The organism is Streptomyces hainanensis (assembly GCF_004348415.1).
In the GTDB taxonomy this organism is placed as follows: domain Bacteria; phylum Actinomycetota; class Actinomycetes; order Streptomycetales; family Streptomycetaceae; genus Streptomyces; species Streptomyces hainanensis.
Genome location: NZ_SMKI01000025.1, coordinates 1 through 15749, shown reverse-complemented (window position 1 = coordinate 15749; position 15749 = coordinate 1). Strand labels below are relative to the sequence as shown.

The 15749-nt window shown below is 72.7% G+C and carries 12 protein-coding genes; 4 read left to right on the top strand and 8 right to left on the bottom strand.

Annotated features, from left to right (window positions below):
- Nucleotides 1-10: 10 nt before the first annotated feature.
- Nucleotides 11-1855 (top strand): S9 family peptidase, encoded by a 1845-nt coding sequence (locus E1283_RS03960; protein WP_132816446.1) that lies wholly within the window; start codon nucleotides 11-13, stop codon nucleotides 1853-1855.
- Here E1283_RS03960 and E1283_RS03955 read toward each other — a convergent pair.
- The 5 genes from E1283_RS03955 to E1283_RS03935 all read right to left on the bottom strand — a co-directional run bounded on the left by E1283_RS03955 (nucleotide 1797) and on the right by E1283_RS03935 (nucleotide 8006).
- Nucleotides 1797-2696: an SURF1 family protein gene (locus E1283_RS03955; RefSeq protein ID WP_132816445.1), complete on the bottom strand. Its 900-nt coding sequence runs from the start codon at nucleotides 2694-2696 to the stop codon at nucleotides 1797-1799. The two genes, E1283_RS03960 and E1283_RS03955, sit on opposite strands and share 59 nt — an antisense overlap.
- A gap of 30 nt (nucleotides 2697-2726) precedes the next feature.
- Nucleotides 2727-4016 carry a hypothetical protein gene (locus E1283_RS03950; protein ID WP_132816444.1) on the bottom strand — a complete coding sequence of 430 codons (1290 nt, stop codon included), beginning with the start codon at nucleotides 4014-4016 and terminating at the stop codon, nucleotides 2727-2729.
- A gap of 167 nt (nucleotides 4017-4183) precedes the next feature.
- Nucleotides 4184-4858 carry a SigE family RNA polymerase sigma factor gene (locus E1283_RS03945; protein ID WP_132816443.1) on the bottom strand — a complete coding sequence of 225 codons (675 nt, stop codon included), beginning with the start codon at nucleotides 4856-4858 and terminating at the stop codon, nucleotides 4184-4186.
- Nucleotides 4859-5181: 323 nt separating this feature from the next.
- Nucleotides 5182-6453: an aspartate kinase gene (locus E1283_RS03940; RefSeq protein WP_132816442.1), complete on the bottom strand. Its 1272-nt coding sequence runs from the start codon at nucleotides 6451-6453 to the stop codon at nucleotides 5182-5184.
- A gap of 206 nt (nucleotides 6454-6659) precedes the next feature.
- Entirely contained in the window at nucleotides 6660-8006 is a 1347-nt protein-coding gene (locus E1283_RS03935; RefSeq protein WP_207930286.1) for a glycoside hydrolase family 1 protein, read from the bottom strand.
- A gap of 146 nt (nucleotides 8007-8152) precedes the next feature.
- Here E1283_RS03935 and E1283_RS03930 point away from each other — a divergent pair, with 146 nt between their 5' ends.
- Nucleotides 8153-8554, top strand: a complete 402-nt coding sequence (locus E1283_RS03930; RefSeq protein ID WP_132816441.1) for an NUDIX hydrolase — start codon at nucleotides 8153-8155, stop codon at nucleotides 8552-8554.
- A gap of 16 nt (nucleotides 8555-8570) precedes the next feature.
- Here E1283_RS03930 and E1283_RS03925 read toward each other — a convergent pair whose 3' ends face one another.
- A complete protein-coding gene (locus tag E1283_RS03925; RefSeq protein WP_132816440.1) occupies nucleotides 8571-9539 on the bottom strand; it encodes a helix-turn-helix domain-containing protein in 969 nt (322 codons plus the stop codon).
- 102 nt (nucleotides 9540-9641) lie between these two features.
- Between E1283_RS03925 and E1283_RS03920 the strand changes: the two genes are divergently transcribed.
- Both E1283_RS03920 and E1283_RS03910 read left to right on the top strand, forming a co-directional pair.
- Nucleotides 9642-10697, top strand: coding sequence for a saccharopine dehydrogenase family protein (locus E1283_RS03920; protein WP_132816439.1), 1056 nt, complete (start codon nucleotides 9642-9644; stop codon nucleotides 10695-10697).
- A 506-nt stretch (nucleotides 10698-11203) separates the two neighbouring features.
- Nucleotides 11204-11461, top strand: coding sequence for a hypothetical protein (locus E1283_RS03910; protein WP_132816438.1), 258 nt, complete (start codon nucleotides 11204-11206; stop codon nucleotides 11459-11461).
- Nucleotides 11462-11483: 22 nt separating this feature from the next.
- On the opposite strand, the gene E1283_RS03905 is transcribed toward E1283_RS03910, so the two are convergent.
- Together E1283_RS03905 and E1283_RS03900 are read right to left on the bottom strand one after the other, a co-directional pair.
- A complete protein-coding gene (locus tag E1283_RS03905) occupies nucleotides 11484-12173 on the bottom strand; it encodes a response regulator transcription factor (RefSeq protein ID WP_132816437.1) in 690 nt (229 codons plus the stop codon).
- A 49-nt stretch (nucleotides 12174-12222) separates the two neighbouring features.
- Nucleotides 12223-15749: nSTAND1 domain-containing NTPase (locus tag E1283_RS03900; RefSeq protein ID WP_207930285.1), on the bottom strand; the 3527-nt coding region annotated here is incomplete at its 5' end.

The following is a 15749-nucleotide window of genomic DNA, read 5'->3' as shown; positions in this document are numbered from 1 at the left end:
AACTGAGCACATGACCGACGACGTCAACGCCGCCAGCACGGCGCCCGGTTCGCCCGACGGGCCGGATTCGCCCGAGATGCCCGACTGGGAGAAGCGATTCCGCGCGCCCCGCGTGAGCCTGCCGCAGTGGGCGCACGAGGCGCCCGCGCGGTCGCTCTTCGTCTCCAACGCGACCGGCACCTTCGAGCTCTACGCCTGGGACCGCGACAGCGACAAGCGGCGCCAGGCCACCGACCGCCCCAACGGCACCGTGCACGGCACGCTCACCCCGGACGGCGCCTGGATCTGGTGGTTCGCCGACACCGACGGCGACGAGTTCGGCGTCTGGCAGCGGCAGCCGTTCGACGGCGGCCCCGACGAGCCGGCCGTCTCCGGGCTCGACCCGGCCTACTCCGCCGGCCTCGCGCTCGGCCGGGACGGCACCGTCGTCGTCGGCCGGATGACCGAGGAGGACGGCACCACCGTGCACGTCGCGCGCCCCGGCGCCGCCGAGCCGGTGGAGATCTACCGGCACCGCCAGTCGGGCGGCGTCGGCGACCTCTCGCACGACGGCACGCTGCTGGCCATCGAGCACACCGAGCACGGCGACGCGATGCACTCCGCGATCCGCGTCGTCCGCCTCGACGGCAGCCCGGTCGCCGAGCTCGACGACACCGAGGGCGGCACCCGCGAGCTGGGCCTGACCGTCCTCGGCTTCGCGCCCGTCGACGGCGACCCGCGGCTGCTCATCGGCCACCAGCGGCGCGGCCGTTGGGAGCCGGCGATCTGGAACCCACTGACCGGCGAGCTCACCGAGCCCCGCCTCGACCTGCCGGGCGACGTCGACGCCGAGTGGTACCCGGACGCCGGCGCGCTGCTGGTCGAGCACTCCCACCAGGCGCGCTCCGAACTCCACCGCCACGACCTCGCCACCGGCGGGACGCGGCGCGTGGACACCCCGCCCGGCACCATCTCGGGCGCCACCGCCCGCCCCGACGGCTCGGCCGAGTACCTGTGGTCCTCGGCCGCCGAGCCGCCGCGGATCCGCTCCACCAGCGGCGCGACCGTGCTCGAACCGCCCGGCATGCGGCCGCCGGCCTCGCTCCCGGTCACCGACGCCTGGGTCGAGAGCCCGGGCGGCACGGTGCACGCGCTGATCCAGCGGCCGGCCACCGGCGAGGCGCCCTTCCCGACCGTCTTCGAGATCCACGGCGGCCCCACCTGGCACGACAGCGACGCGTTCGCCGCCGGGCCCGCCGCCTGGCTCGACCACGGCTTCGCCGTCGTCCGCGTCAACTACCGCGGTTCCACCGGCTACGGGCGCGCCTGGACGGACGCGCTCAAGCACCGCGTCGGCCTGATCGAGCTGGAGGACATCGCCGCCGTCCGCGAGTGGTGCGTGGCCGAGGGCCTGGCCGACCCGGCGCGGCTCGTCCTCACCGGCGGCTCCTGGGGCGGCTATCTGACGCTGCTCGGCCTCGGCACCCAGCCGGACGCCTGGACGGTGGGCGTGGCCGCGGTGCCGGTCGCCGACTACGTCACCGCCTACCACGACGAGATGGAGGCGCTGAAGGCGATGGACCGCACGCTGCTCGGCGGCACCCCGGAGGAGCAGCCGGAGCGGTGGGCGGCCTCGTCGCCGATCACGTACGTCGACGACGTGCGGGCGCCCGTCTACCTCTCGGCCGGCGTCAACGACCCGCGCTGCCCGATCCGGCAGATCGACAACTACGTGGACCGGCTCGCGGCCCGTGGCGCGACGCACGAGGTCTACCGCTACGACGCCGGGCACGGCTCACTGGTGGTGGAGGAGCGGATCAGGCAGGTGGCGCAGGAGATCCGGTTCGCGCGGGAACACCTGCCGGCTCAGGAGTGACCCCGGTCTCGGCCTCGGCGTCGGCCTCGGCCTCGGCGTCGGCCGGGGCCTGGGCCTCGGTCCGGGCCTCGGGCTGGCCCGCCGCGACGAGGGCGAGCTCGGCGTCCTGCCTGGCCTCCACCTCGCGGCGGACGAGCCGGAACCACATGAAGACGACGAAGGCCGCGAAGACGAACCACTCGGCGGTGTAGCCCAGGTTCTGGAACGCGTCCATGTCGAGCCCGGTGCCGGTCGGCGCGACCGCCGGCACCGGGGTCATGGGCGCGACGGCGTCCGTGACCGTGATCCAGGGGTCGCCGACCGGGTACGACAGCACGTTGATGAGGGAGGCGGCGCTGATCACGCCGAGCTGCCCGGCCGGCAGCCCGTCGGTCGGCCCGTCCACCTTGCTCGGCGACTCGGCGGCCTGCAACGCGCCGACCACCGCCACCTCGCCGGCCGGCGCGGCCGGGGCCGCCGCCGGGTCGGCCTCGCCCGGCAGCCAGCCGCGCACCACCGGCACCGCGGGGCCGCCGTCGGCCGGCAGCAGCGGGGTCAGCACGTAGAAGCCGAGCTCGCCGTCCAACTGCCGCCCCGGCACGAGGAGCTGACCCCCGGCGTCGTAGCTGCCGCGCACCTCGGCCTGCTCGCCGACCGTCTCGGTGGTCAGCGGCAGCAGCTCGGCCAGCGGCCGGGCCTCGCCCGGGCCGCGCTCGGCCCGCTCCTGTTGCTCCCGGTGGGTGGCGACCTGGTCCTCGAAGCGGCCGAGCTGCCACATGCCGGCGACCAGGCAGACCGGGATCGCCAGCAGCACGAACACGTTGATCGCCCACCAGCGCGGCGTGAGCAGGAACCGGTACACGGCCCCAACGGTACTTCCGCCCGCCCGCGCCTATTCGGTCGGGGCCTGGAGAACACCCGTGCGATAGATGGTGCCGGAGCACGAGCCCTCCAGCATGATCTGCGCCGCCTCGGGCTGACCGGCCTCCGGGGTGTAGCGCAGCACCACGCCGTCGGTGGCGCCGTCCACGCCGTCACCGCCGACCGTGCTGCCCGGCGTCTCACCGCCGGACGTGCCGTCGCCGCCGGTCTCCCCGCTCGCTCCGGTCCCCGGGCTCTCGCCGCCGGTCTCGCCGCCGCCGGCACCGCTCGTGGTCTCGCCGCCGGTGCCGCTCTCGCCGGTCGCACCGCCGCCGCCGTCCTCGCCCGAGACGCCGTCGGGGCCCTGCCCGCCGGTGGCCGTCGGCTCCTCGGTGACCGGCTCGCCGCGCTCCAGGTTGGGGGAGGGGCCGCCGGAGCCGGCCGGCTCGGTGGCCACGTCGCAACTGCCGACCGCCGCGCCGCTCGGCACCCAGGCGAACTGCACCTCGTACGCCTCGCCCGGCGGCAGCACCAGTTCCTCGTGCGTCTCGTCCGGGGTCGGGAGCCGCTCCGCGCGGTCGCCCTCGGTGCGGTCGACGATCTGGATCGCGTCGACCGACGCCATGCCCACCGGCAGCGCGGCCAACTCCCCGTTGCCGCTGACGCGGCACGGCGAGTCCGACACGTTGACCAGCCGGATCGAGCCGTAGACCCGACCCTCCGCGTCCGGCGACTCGGTCGTGGTCCGCGCCTCCCCGAGCTGGGTGCGGGCGCAGACGGGCGAGGACAGGCTCATCTCCGAGTTGTCCCGCGTGGTGGCCGTGCCCTCCTCGTCGCCGGCGGCCGGCGGCTCCCCGTCGGCCTCCGCGCCGTCGCCCGGCCGGCCAGGCGCCTCGGTGTCGCCACCGGCCGGATGCGAACCCTCCTCGCCGGCGTCGCCACCTCCCGCGGGCTCCCCGCCGGCCGTCCGCTCGGCGCCGGCGTCCAGGGTCGCCTGGCCTCCACCACCGCCGACGTGCTCGGCCGCGGACATCACGACGGGCGCGCCGACCCCGAACAACGCGACGGACGCCGCCGCGCCCAACCACACGCGGCGCCGACGCCGACGCCGCATCGGCACGGCCTCCCGCAACTGCTCCAACGCCTGCGCGGACGGTTCGAGACCGCCGACGACGTCCTGGAACAGCTGCCTGATCTCGGCCTCGCCGTCACCGACGCCGTCACCGACACCGTCACCGACGCCTTCACCGACGCCGACACCATCGCCACCGGCCGCGGGCTCCGCCGGCCGGCCGTTCCGCCCGAACGGGAAGGGCACCACGGTGCCTTCACCCGGCTCCGCCGGGGAGTTCGCGGCCGCACACCCACCGGACTCGGCGGACTCGGCGGCGGGCGGCGCCGAAGAGGCCTCGTCCCCGGCGCCGGCAGGACCGGTCCGCCGTGCCTCCCCCGGTTCCTCCGGACCGTTCGGCCCGGCAGGGCCGTGTGTCATCGCGCCGCCTCCATGGCGACTCGCAGCGCGGCGATGCCCCGGGAGCCGTACGCCTTCACCGAGCCGGCGGAGATCCCCAACGTTCTGGCGACCTCCGCCTCCGTCATGTCCGCGAAGTACCGCAGCACCAGCACCTCACGCTGCCGCCGCTGGAGCCCCCGCATCGCCTTGATCAGGTCGGCCCGCTCCAACTGCTCGTACGCGCCCTCCTCGGCGCTCGCCATGTTCGGCAGCGGCTTGGAGAGCAGCTTCATCCCCAGGATCCGGCGCCGCAGCGTGGAGCGCGACAGGTTGACCACCGTCTGCCGCAGGTAGGCGAGCGTCTTCTCCGGGTCCCTGACCCGGCCGCGCGCCGAGTGGACACGGATGAACGCCTCCTGGACGACGTCCTCGCAGGAGGCCGTGTCGTCGAGGAGCAGCGCCGCGAGACCGAGCAGCGAGCGGTAGTGCGCGCGGTACGTCTCGGTGAGGAAGTCGATGGTGGTGCCTTCGGCCATCGCGTCGTCCGTGGCCTCAGTCGTACTGCCAGGCACGCTGACGCCGACCGCCGGCTCGCGAGCCGGCAGGGGGGCGATCACGGGCATGCCACCACGTGCGCCGACCCCGCGCGACGATCCTGGTCGAGGGAGCCGTCGTGGGGGCACTGCCGGGAATTCCAGGACCTCTGCCACGCCAGTTGGACACGTTCTCCCCCGCGAAGGTTGTACGTGGCTCGACATGGGCGGCGTATCGGCTGTTTCGCCCCCACATCGACCACCTGCCCGAAACGTCCTAACCGAAGAGCCTCTCGCGCCCCGGAGGAGGGCAGCTGAAGACGCTCCCCGCACCGCCGTGGTTGCGCTCGCGGTACGGGGAGTTGAAATCGTCTCCCGGGCCCTTGGCCTGGAGCAAGCCATTCAGCCCTACGACTTGGTCACGGGAGCTTCACATCTGGCCACCATCGACCAAATCCGGTGGTAAGAACCTCTCTATCCCCACATCTCCCGGTTCCGCCTCAACGACCGGTTCCTCCGTACACCACGGCCTCGTCCGTCTCGCTGTCAAGACCGAACGCCGAGTGCACGGCGCGCACCGCCGCCTTGACGTCGTCCTCGCGGGTCACCACCGAGATCCTGATCTCGGAGGTCGAGATCAGCTCGATGTTCACACCGGCGTTGGACAGCGCCTCGAAGAAGGTGGCCGTCACACCGGGGTTGGTCTTCATGCCCGCGCCGACGAGCGAGATCTTGGCGATCTGGTCGTCGTAGCGCAGCGCGTCGAAGCCGATGGTGTCGCGCCGCCGCTCCAGCGCCTCGATCGCCTTGCGGCCCTCGTCCTTGGGGAGCGTGAACGAGATGTCGGTCAGGCCGGTCGACGCGGCGGAGACGTTCTGCACCACCATGTCGATGTTGATCTCGGCGTCCGCGATGGCCCGGAAGATGGTGGCGGCCTCGCCCGGCTTGTCGGGCACGCCGACCACCGTGACCTTGGCCTCGGAGGTGTCGTGGGCCACGCCCGAGATGATCGCCTGCTCCATCGGTTGGCCTCCAAGCGGTGCGGTGCTGACCCAGGTGCCGGGCAGTCCTGAGAAGGATGACCGGACGTGGATCGGAATGTTGTAGCGGCGCGCGTACTCCACACAACGGTGGAGCAGCACCTTGGAGCCGGAGCTGGCCAGCTCCAGCATGTCCTCGAACGAGATCCAGTCGATCTTCTGGGCCTTCTTCACCACCCGCGGGTCGGCGGTGAACACGCCGTCGACGTCGGTGTAGATCTCGCACACCTCGGCCTGGAGCGCGGCGGCCAGGGCGACAGCGGTGGTGTCGGAGCCGCCGCGGCCGAGGGTGGTGATGTCCTTGCCGCTCTGGGAGACGCCCTGGAAGCCGGCGACGATCGCGATGTTGCCCGCGTCGACCGAGCTCTGGATGCGGCCCGGCGTCACGTCGATGATGCGCGCCTTGTTGTGCACGGAGTCCGTGATGACCCCGGCCTGGCTGCCGGTGAAGGACTGCGCCTCGTGTCCGAGGGCCTTGATCGCCATCGCGAGCAGCGCCATCGAGATGCGCTCGCCGGAGGTCAACAGCATGTCCAGTTCGCGCCCGGTGGCGACGGGGGACACCTGGCCCGCGAGGTCGATCAGCTCGTCCGTCGTGTCGCCCATCGCGGACACGACGACGACCACCTGATGACCGTTCTTTTTCGCCGCGATCACACGCTTGGCGACGCGCTTGATGCCCTCGGCATCAGCGACAGAGGAGCCACCGTACTTCTGCACGACAAGGCCCACGGGTGCTCGCCTCTCGTTCTGTCTCGCTCTTCCATGGTCGGCTGCTCTTTCATGACCGAAAGGGACCATGGCCGGTCGGATTCTACCGAGCGGACCCCTTCGTCCGCCTGTTCAGCGACGAGCCCTGCCCACGCTGTGGAGTCGACACACGGAAACAAGGGGGAAACGTGCCGGAACTCACACCGACGCACGCCGTCGCCCGCGCCTCACTCCAACGGCGCAAGCGCCCCGTCCTCGCGCGCCGGGTCGAGGCAGCTGGCCAGCGAGTCCACCAGGTTGCACAGGCCGGGCCGCGACACGAGGTCGTAGCCGGCCGGGACGCCGCCGTTCTCCGTGATCGCCGCGTACGCCGGCACCGCGTCCGTGGGCCGCCGTTCCAGCGTCGGGTCGTCCAGCGCGTCGACCGTGTAGAGGCCGAACCGCGCCCGGTAGGTGCCCCACTCGTAGTTGTCGGTCAGGGACCAGTAGGTGTAGCCGATGACGTTCATCCCGTCGGCCTTCGCCCGCTGCACCCAGTAGATGGTGTCGTTGAGGTTGTCGGCCCGGGTGACCCCGGGGTCGCGGAGCGCGCCGTCGTTGGTCGGCATGCCGTTCTCGACGATGTACAGCGGCAGGTCGGGGAAGCGGCGGTGGTAGGCGCGCAGCGCGTAGTAGATGCCCTCCGGCTGGAGCCGCACGTCCCAGAACGCGCCGGAGGCGGCGGCGATCACGGAGAGGTTGTCGAGGCTGAGGCCGTAGTAGTAGTCGATCCCGACGAAGTCCAGCTTGTCGGCGAACCGTTCCAGGAAGAACTGGTCGGTGAGGCCGTTGAAGCCGCTGATGAACGCCTGGTTGCTGGTCACCCTGGCGTCGTCGTCGATCGCGTGGATCAGGTCGTACGCGCGCCGGTGCGCGTCCACGACGTTGGCCCGCGCCGGCAGCCACTCCCACCACTCCAGCGCGCCCACGGTCAGCTCGTGGTTGAGCAGCACCAGCGGCTCGTTGAACGTCACCCAGAGCGCGCCGCTGTCCTCGTAGCGCGCGACGATCCGCTCGCTGTAGGCGAGGAAGTCCTCGACGGTGTCGGCCGCCGCCCAACTCCCCTGGTCCGTCACCCAGCCGGGCTCGGTGAAGTGGTTGAGCGTGATCATCGGCGTCATCCCGGCGTCGAGGATCCGCGCCACGACGTCGTCGTAGTACGCCAGCTCCGCCTCGTCCCACACGCCGGGCGCGGGCTGCACCCGGGCCCACTCCACCCCGAACCGGAACGTGTTCACGCCCATCTCGGCGGCGAGCCTGATGTCCTCCGGGTAGCGGTGCCGGAAGTCGACGGCCTCCCGGTACGGGTCGACCCCGTCCCGGCCCGCGTTCTCCTCGACCCACCGCCGCCAGTTGCTGTCCGGGGCGTCCCCCTCGCTCTGGTAGCCGGAGGTCGCCACGCCCCAGTAGAACGACCGCGACCACCCGCCGTCGTCCACCGCCTCCCCCTCGGCGGTGGCGGCCGGCGCGGCCGTCAGCACGAGCCCCATGGCGGCGAGACCCAGCGCCGGACGGTACAAGCGAGCTCGTAACACGTCGCCTCCCTCAAGTTGACGCGCCAGTAAGTTCCTGCACCGTACGTGCGATCGGGACGGGCGTCAGGACGCGATTCCAGCCGGACCCGGGGCGGCTTAGGGTGACGACCGCGAACGAACAACGAGCGGCGAGGACACGGACCACCATGACCACCACCATCGACAAGATCGCCTGGCTCCGGCTGGAGGACGGGAAGATCCTCAGCACCCGCTCCCGCGGCAAGGACGCCTACTACTTCCCCGGCGGCAAGCGCGAGCCCGGCGAGAGCGACGTCGAGACGCTGGTCCGCGAGATCGCCGAGGAGCTCACCGTCACCATCGTGCCCGAAACCGCCCAGCCCGCCGGCACGTTCGAGGCCCGGGCCCACGGCCGGGCCGGCGACGTCACGGTCCGGATGACCTGCTACACCGCCGACTACCGGGGCACCCTCCGGCCCAGCAGCGAGATCGAGGAGTTGGCGTGGCTCGGCTACGCCGACCGCGACCGGGTCTCCCCCGTCGACCAACTGATCTTCGACCACCTGCACCGGGCCGGCCGGCTCCACTGACCCTTCCGGCTCGTCGTCAGGCCCCGGGCCGCGGGTCGCGGGAGTCGCGGGAGCTGCGGAAGGTGCGGCGGTAGGTGTCCGGGGGCACGCCGACGGTGCGGTTGAAGTGCCGGCGCAGCGAGGTCGCGGTGCCCATGCCGGTGGCCGCCGCGATGGCGTCGACACTGTCGCCGGTGGTCTCCAGCAGTTCCTGGGCGCGCCGGATGCGCTGGGTCAGCAGCCACCGCAGCGGGGTGGTGCCGGTCACCGACCTGAAGTGGCGGCTCAGGTGGCGCGAGCTCATGTTCGCCCGGCGGGCCAGGTCCTCCACGGTCAGCGCGTGGTCGAGCCGCTCGACCACCCAGGGAAGGAGTTCGGCGAGCGGGTGGTCGTCCCGGGCGGGCACCGGCGCGGTGACGAACTGGGCCTGGCCGCCGGCCCGGTGCGGGGGCACGACCAGCCGGCGGGCGACCGTGTTGGCGATCGCCGAGCCGTGGTCGAGGCGGACCAGGTGCAGGCACAGGTCCATAGCGGCGGCCTTTCCCGCGGAGGTGAGCACGCTGCCGTTGTCCACGTAGAGCACGTCGGGATCGACCGTCACCCGGGGGTAGCGGGCGGCCAGCTCCCGGGTGTGCGCCCAGTGGGTGGTCGCGCGTCGGCCGTCGAGCAGGCCGGCGGCGGCCAGCACGAAGGCGCCCGTGCAGAGGGAGGCCACCCGCGCGCCCGCCTCGTGGGCCGCGCGCACCGCCTCGACCAGGTCGGCCGGCGGGTCCACGTCGATGTCGGCCCAGCCGGGGACGATCACGGTGTCGGCCTGCGGGAGCCGGTCGAGCCCGTGGTCGGTCTCCAGGTGGAACCGGCCGGCCCGCACGGTCCCCGATCCGTAGAGGGCGGCGTCGTACCAGGGGACGCGCACGGCGTCCGGGGCGGAGGCGAAGACCTCGTAGGCCACGGACAGTTCGTAGTGCAGCATTCCGTCGGTGACGGCCAGCGCGACAGAGCCCATGTCCGGAACTGTACGCATGGTGTCGTTCCAGACGCTCGCGCGGGTGGGGCACCCGGCGCCAGGATGGGGGAAGTTGATCGTTCAAGAACAGCGGGAGATCTGATGGTCACGGGTCACACGGCTCACGCGGCTCACACGGTGGCGGTGTACGGCGCCTACGGGCACACCGGGCGTTTCGTGGTGGCGGAGCTGCTGAACCGCGGGTTCGTCCCGCTCCTCTCCGGGCGCGACGCGGACCAGTTGCGGGCGCTCGCGGCCTCCCACCCGGGGATCGAGGTCCGGCCGGCCCCGGTCGACGACCCGGCCGCGCTCGACCGCGCGCTGGCCGGCGCGGCCGCCGTCGTCAACTGCGCCGGTCCGTTCGCCACGACCGCCGCCCCGGTGATCGAGGCGGCGCTGCGCGCCGGCATCCCCTACACGGACGTGGCGGCCGAGATCGAGGCCAACCTCGACACGTTCACCCACTTCGCGGATCGCGCCCGCGCCGCGGGCACCGTGCTGGTCCCGGCGATGGCCTTCTTCGGCGGCCTCGGCGACCTGCTCGTCACCGCGGCGATGGGCGACTGGACGGCGGCCGACGAGGCGCACGTCGCCTACGGCCTGAACAGCTGGCACCCCACCGCCGGTACCAGGGCCGCGGGCACCGTCTCCCGGGACCGCAGGGACGGCCGGCGGGTCCGCTACAGCCAGGGCCGGCTGGAGTACCGCGACGACGCCGCGCCCACCCTGAAGTGGTCCTTCCCCCACCCGATGGGCACCCGGGAGGTGATCGGCGAGTTCACCATGGCCGACGTCGTCACCGTCCCCAGCCACCTGGCCATCCCCGAGGTGCGCACCTACATGACCACCGAGGCGGCCGCGGACCTGGCGGGCAGGGACACCCCCGCGCCGACCGCCGTCGACGAGCACGGTCGGTCCGCGCAGACCTTCCTGGTCGACGTCGTCGTGCGCTCCGGCAGCGCGGAGCGGCGCGCCGTGGCGACCGGCCAGGACATCTACGCCATCAGCGCCCCCCTCGCGGTGGAAGCGGTCCACCGCCTCCTCACCGGACGGACCAGGGCCGTCGGCGTCGCCTCCGCCGGCGCCGTCTTCGACGCGCCCGAATTCCTCCGCGCCCTGTCCCCCCACCTCTCGTGTGAGTTCCCCGGGAGGTCCTGAGCCCGGGCCCCGTGATCCTCGATCGGCACCGCTCACCGGGGTGGGGTTCCCATCCGGCGTTCATGTTCGCCCAGCGGCCGTCCATGTCCGCGGACCACGGTGCAGCCACGCACGCATGCGCGCCTTCGTCGCCGACGCCGACGCCGACGCCGACGCCGGCCACGAACTGCGCACCCCCTGTTCGGTATCAAGGGCTTCACCGAGCTGTACCGGATGGGCGGCATGCCCGAACGCGCGGACGTCGACACCGCGATGAACCACGACGAACGCGAAGCGGCCCGACGCGAAGCGGCCCGACGCGAACGCGCTGGGCGAGGCGGTGGCCGGAGCCGTCGCCCATGAGAGGTTCACCTGACGGGCAGAAGGGAATAACGCGCCGGAACCACCCGAATCGGAGGAGTCGGAGGAGAGAGAGCGATGCGCGAGAGCCAGCGCCCCACCTTCAGGACCATGCCGCGCGGCGAGCTCGTCGAACGGCCCGACGTCGTCGGTCGTCGGGGGGCGGCGTGACGGGGGGCCGGTTTCGCGTCGCGTACGCCGGGGTGGCCGAGCCGGCGCACAGCGCGCTGCCGGAACCGCTCAGGTCCCGGTTCGACGCCGGGATGACCGTGCTCGCCATGGCCCCCTACGGCGGCGGTTCGGTGCCGGTCAACGGTGAACGCGACCGGCGCGACGCCGAGGTGGCGGGCGTCGCCGTCCGGTACTACGTCGGGCCCGAGGTGCTGACCGTCGCCGTGGTGCGGTCCGTCTTCTGGCCCGAGTAGCGGGGGTGCGGGAACGCCCGTGTCACGGCTGGAACTTGTAGCCGAGCCCGCGGACCGTGAGGAGGTGCCGCGGGGCGGTGGGGTCGGGTTCGATCTTGTCGCGGAGGCGTTTGACGTGGACGTCGAGCGTCTTGGTGTCGCCGACGTAGTCGGAGCCCCAGACGCGGTCCATGATCTGGGTGCGGGTGAGGACCCGGCCGACGTTGCGGAGCAGGATCGTCAGCAGGTCGAACTCGCGGAGCGGGAGGCCGATCTGGCGGCCGTCGACGGCGACGACGTGCCGCTCGATGTCGATCCGCACCGGGCCGGCCTCCAGCGCGGCCGCCCCCACCTCCTCCGGCGGGGACGAGTCGCCGCGGCGGCGCAGCACGGCGCGGATCCGGGCGACGAGCTCGCGGCTGGAGAACGGCCTGGTGACATAGTCGTCGGCGCCGATCTCCAGGCCCACGACGCGGTCGATCTCGGAGTCCCGCATCGTGACGAAGATCACCGCGGCCTGGGAACGGCCGAGGACCTGTCGGCACACCTCAAGACCGGACATGTCCGGCAGGACGGCGTCGAGCAGCACCAAGTCGGCACCGTCGCTCTCCAGCACCTCGAGCCCCGCGCGGCCGGTCGCCGCGACGACTACCTCGAACCTTTCGGCGGTCAACAGCCTGGCCAGCGCCTCGCGGAACGGTTCGTCGCCGTCCACGACGAGAATCCGGGTCATGCTTCTTCCCCTCTGCCTCACCCGTTCTTGTCCGGCAACCAGCGAGGTGTTACCGAGCTTCGCACGGCGGACGGTAGGGCTGGTCGGGCAGGTGCCGTTCCCACACTTCCGGGGTGAGGACGCCGCGAGTCGCGGCGCAGATCCGCTCGGCGGCACGGTCCGGGTCCAGCGCCCACAGGCGGACCGTGCCGTCTCTGCTCGCGGTGACCAGGGTGCCACCGTCCGGGGTGAAAGCGACCGAGTCGATGACGTCAGTGTGGCCGGTCAGCTCAACGACCAGCCGTCGGGGACGAGTCGGATCGGTGACGTCCCACAGACGAACGGTGCTCCCACCCACACTCGCCAGCGTTCTTCCGTCCGGACTCAGTGCCATCCCCCAGACGGACCCCCGGACGGTACCGGTGCCGCCCGCCAACGGGTCGCCGAGGAGAGCCGGTTCGGCCGGGTCGGAAACGTCCCACAACAGAATCCGCCCGGCCTCTCCGCTGCCGAACAGGGTGTCGCCGTCGGGGCTGAACTCCAGGGAGAGGATGCCGGTGAACCCGCTTTCCGCGTCGGGGTTCGACGGGTTGCCCACCGCCCTCGGACGCTCCCGGCTCGTCGTGTCCCACAGTTGGATCTCGCCGTCCCCCTCTGAGCCGAAGGCGAGTAGCCCGCCGTCCGGGCTGAACGCCATCGCACCGGTGGTAGCGGCCGGAAGGGGATCGCCGAGCGGTACCGGCGCCGTGGGATCGCGCACGTCCCAGAGCAGGATTCCGCCCTGCGAATCCCTCGCGGCGCTGTCCAGCGCGGCCAGCGTCTCGCCGTCCGGGCTGAAGGCGAAGGAGTCGAAGAACGCGTACGTGTCGGTCGCCAGCGGTCGGTCGTCGAACGGTACGGGATGACGAGGGTCGGTCAGGTCCAGTAACAGGGCTCCGTCATTGCCCTCGTAGACGAGCGTGTCGCCGGCGGGGCTGAAGGTCGGGCGCCTCTCGAACTCGACGCCGTCGGACAACGACCCGCTGGCCTGGACGGGATGGCCGGGGTCGGAGATGTCCCAGAGGGAAACCGTGCCGAGTTCCCCGGTCAACGCGACGGTCCGTCCGTCCTCGCCACCAGCTGCCAGGATCGATCCGTCAGCGCTGAACGCGATCGTGACCACGCTCCCGGTATGGCCCGCCAGCGCACCGCCGAGCGGTGTCGGTTCGGCGGTCGGACGGTCCAGCCGCCACAGCCGCACCGTCCCGTCCTCGCCGTTGGTGGCCAGCGTCCGGCCGTCGGGGCCGAAGGTGATGCCACTGGTCCTCCCCTGGCCGGTGACAAGGGGATTGCCGATGGCACGCGGTCGCCCGGGGTCCGCGATGTTCCAGAACCAGAGCGTGTCGTCTCCGCTGTTCGCGGCCAGCGCGGTGCCGTCCGGGGTGAACACCGGTGCCCAGTAGTCGATCTCCGGAGCCTCGAACACGGTCCTTCTGGTCGCGTCCCGGGTGTTCCACAACGTCATCGCACCACCACTGGTCGTCACGACCAGGTCGCCGTCGGGGGCGAAGGCGCCCAGGGAGGGCAATCGGCCGGCGTCCAGCGGCTCACCGATCGGTTCAACGCGATCGGGGTCGCGGATGTCCCAGAACCGGAGCGCGCCTTCCTGTTCGGACGTCGCCATCACCGTCCCCGTCGGGTCTATTCGAAGGGCCACCGGGGTGTTCGCGGACGCGCTGATCGGCTCACCGAACGGCCGCACGGTGGCGTCGTGACCGATCCGCCACAGCCGCACCGTCCCGTCCCAGTCAGCGGTGGCGAGGGTGCTGCCATCGGCGCCGAGCATCACCTCGTAGACGGGTTCCGAGACGGGGTCGGGTAACGGCCGCGGGTCCTCCGGGTTCCGGATGTCCCACAGCCCGACCGTCATGTCCCCACGCCTGGTGACCAGAACGTCTCCTCCGCGTGCCGAGAACACCCCGTGAACTCCGGCTTCCGTTTCGGGCACCGGCACGGAGAGCGTCGCGCCCGCGTCGTTGACGAGATCGAGGCGTACCGCCTCGTCCTCGGAGCGCATGCGATGCGCCACCAGGTTGAACTGGGCGGCCAACGAGGAATCCGTGTCGCGCAACTGGTCCGTGACGGCCGCGACCTGGCGGAAGCGGGCCGTGTCGCGTTCCGTCCGGGCCGTGTCGGCCTGCCGGTTGGCGAGGAAGGCGGCGCCGAGGGCCAGGACGGCCAGGACCGCGACGAGGGTGGTGAAGCCGCGTCGGATTCCGGCGGCGCGGCGGGCGCGCCCCCTCGCCGCCGCGCGGAACGCGGTCGCGAGGGGGGACAGCCGGTCGACCGGCGAACTCTCGGCCGCGGCGAGACGGTTACCGGCCCACAACAGGTCGGGGTCGCGGCCGGCGCGGTCCCAGTCGGTGGCGGACTCCTCAAGACGCTGGCGCACCAGGCGGTCCGCGCGGTCGGCGTCGATCCACTCCCGGAGGCGCGGCCAGGCGCGCAGCAGCGCCTCGTGGGTGATGGTGACGGTGTCGTCGTCGCGGGTGAGGAGCCGGGCCGCGGTGAACGCGTCGAGGGCCGCCGGGTCGAGGTCGGTGGCCGGCAACGGGCGCCTCGTGTCGTCCGTGCCGTCGGCGCCGATGCGGGTGAGGCGGAGGAACAGGACGCGGGCGGCGGCCCTGGTGTCGTCCGAGTCGAGCGCCGCGTACGTCGTCTCGGCGGTGGTGGCGACGGCGCGGCGGATGCCGCCGGTGGCGCGGTAGCCGTCGACCGTCAGGACGGAACCCTCGCGTTGCAGCCAGGTGGCACGCAACGCGTGGGCGAGGAGCGGGAGTCGGCCGGCCTCTGCGGGGCCGAGCTCGTCCACGAGCAGTTCGACGAGGCCGGGTTCGACGCTCAGCCCGACCTCGGCGGCGGGGCGGGTGATGGCCTCGCGCAGGCCGTCGTCCGTGAGCGGGCCGACGACGACCTGACGGGTGGCCAGGGCGGTGCGGAGCACGGCGTAGTCGGCGGCGCGGGCGTAGAAGTCGGAGCGCAGGGCGCAGATCACGGGCGCGCGCCGGGCGTGCTCCTGTAACCGGTCGAGGAACGCGACCCGCTCCGCCTCGTCCTCGCAGAGGGTGAAGAGCTCTTCGAGCTGGTCGACGACCAGCGCCGCCCCCGGTTCGAGCGTCGCGTCGAGTGGTCGCGCCCCCGGCGTGCGGACGACGGCGCGCGGCCGGTCGGGCGCGGCGCGTGCCAACGCCGGCAGCACGCCGGCGCGTAACAGCGACGACTTGCCGGCGCCGGACGGTGCGACGACGATCAGCGGCCCCGGCGGGGCCACGGAAAGGCCGGCGTCGAGACCGACCAGGATCTCGGCGGTCAGCGCGTCCCGGCCGTGGAACCAGCGGGCGTCCGCCTCGTCGAAGGAGGCCAGGCCGGGGTACGGGCACTCGCCGGCGTGCGGGGGCGCGGCGGCCGCGCGCCGGGCGGCGCGCACGTCCGCCACGTACACCACGTGCAGGTCCCGGGCGGCCTGGAAGATGCTGGCGCCGTCCGCCGCCTCGGCCCACTGCCGGACCCGCGGCTGCTCGTCGTCGCCGTCCCGCATCGAACCCGTCACCCCCGCCC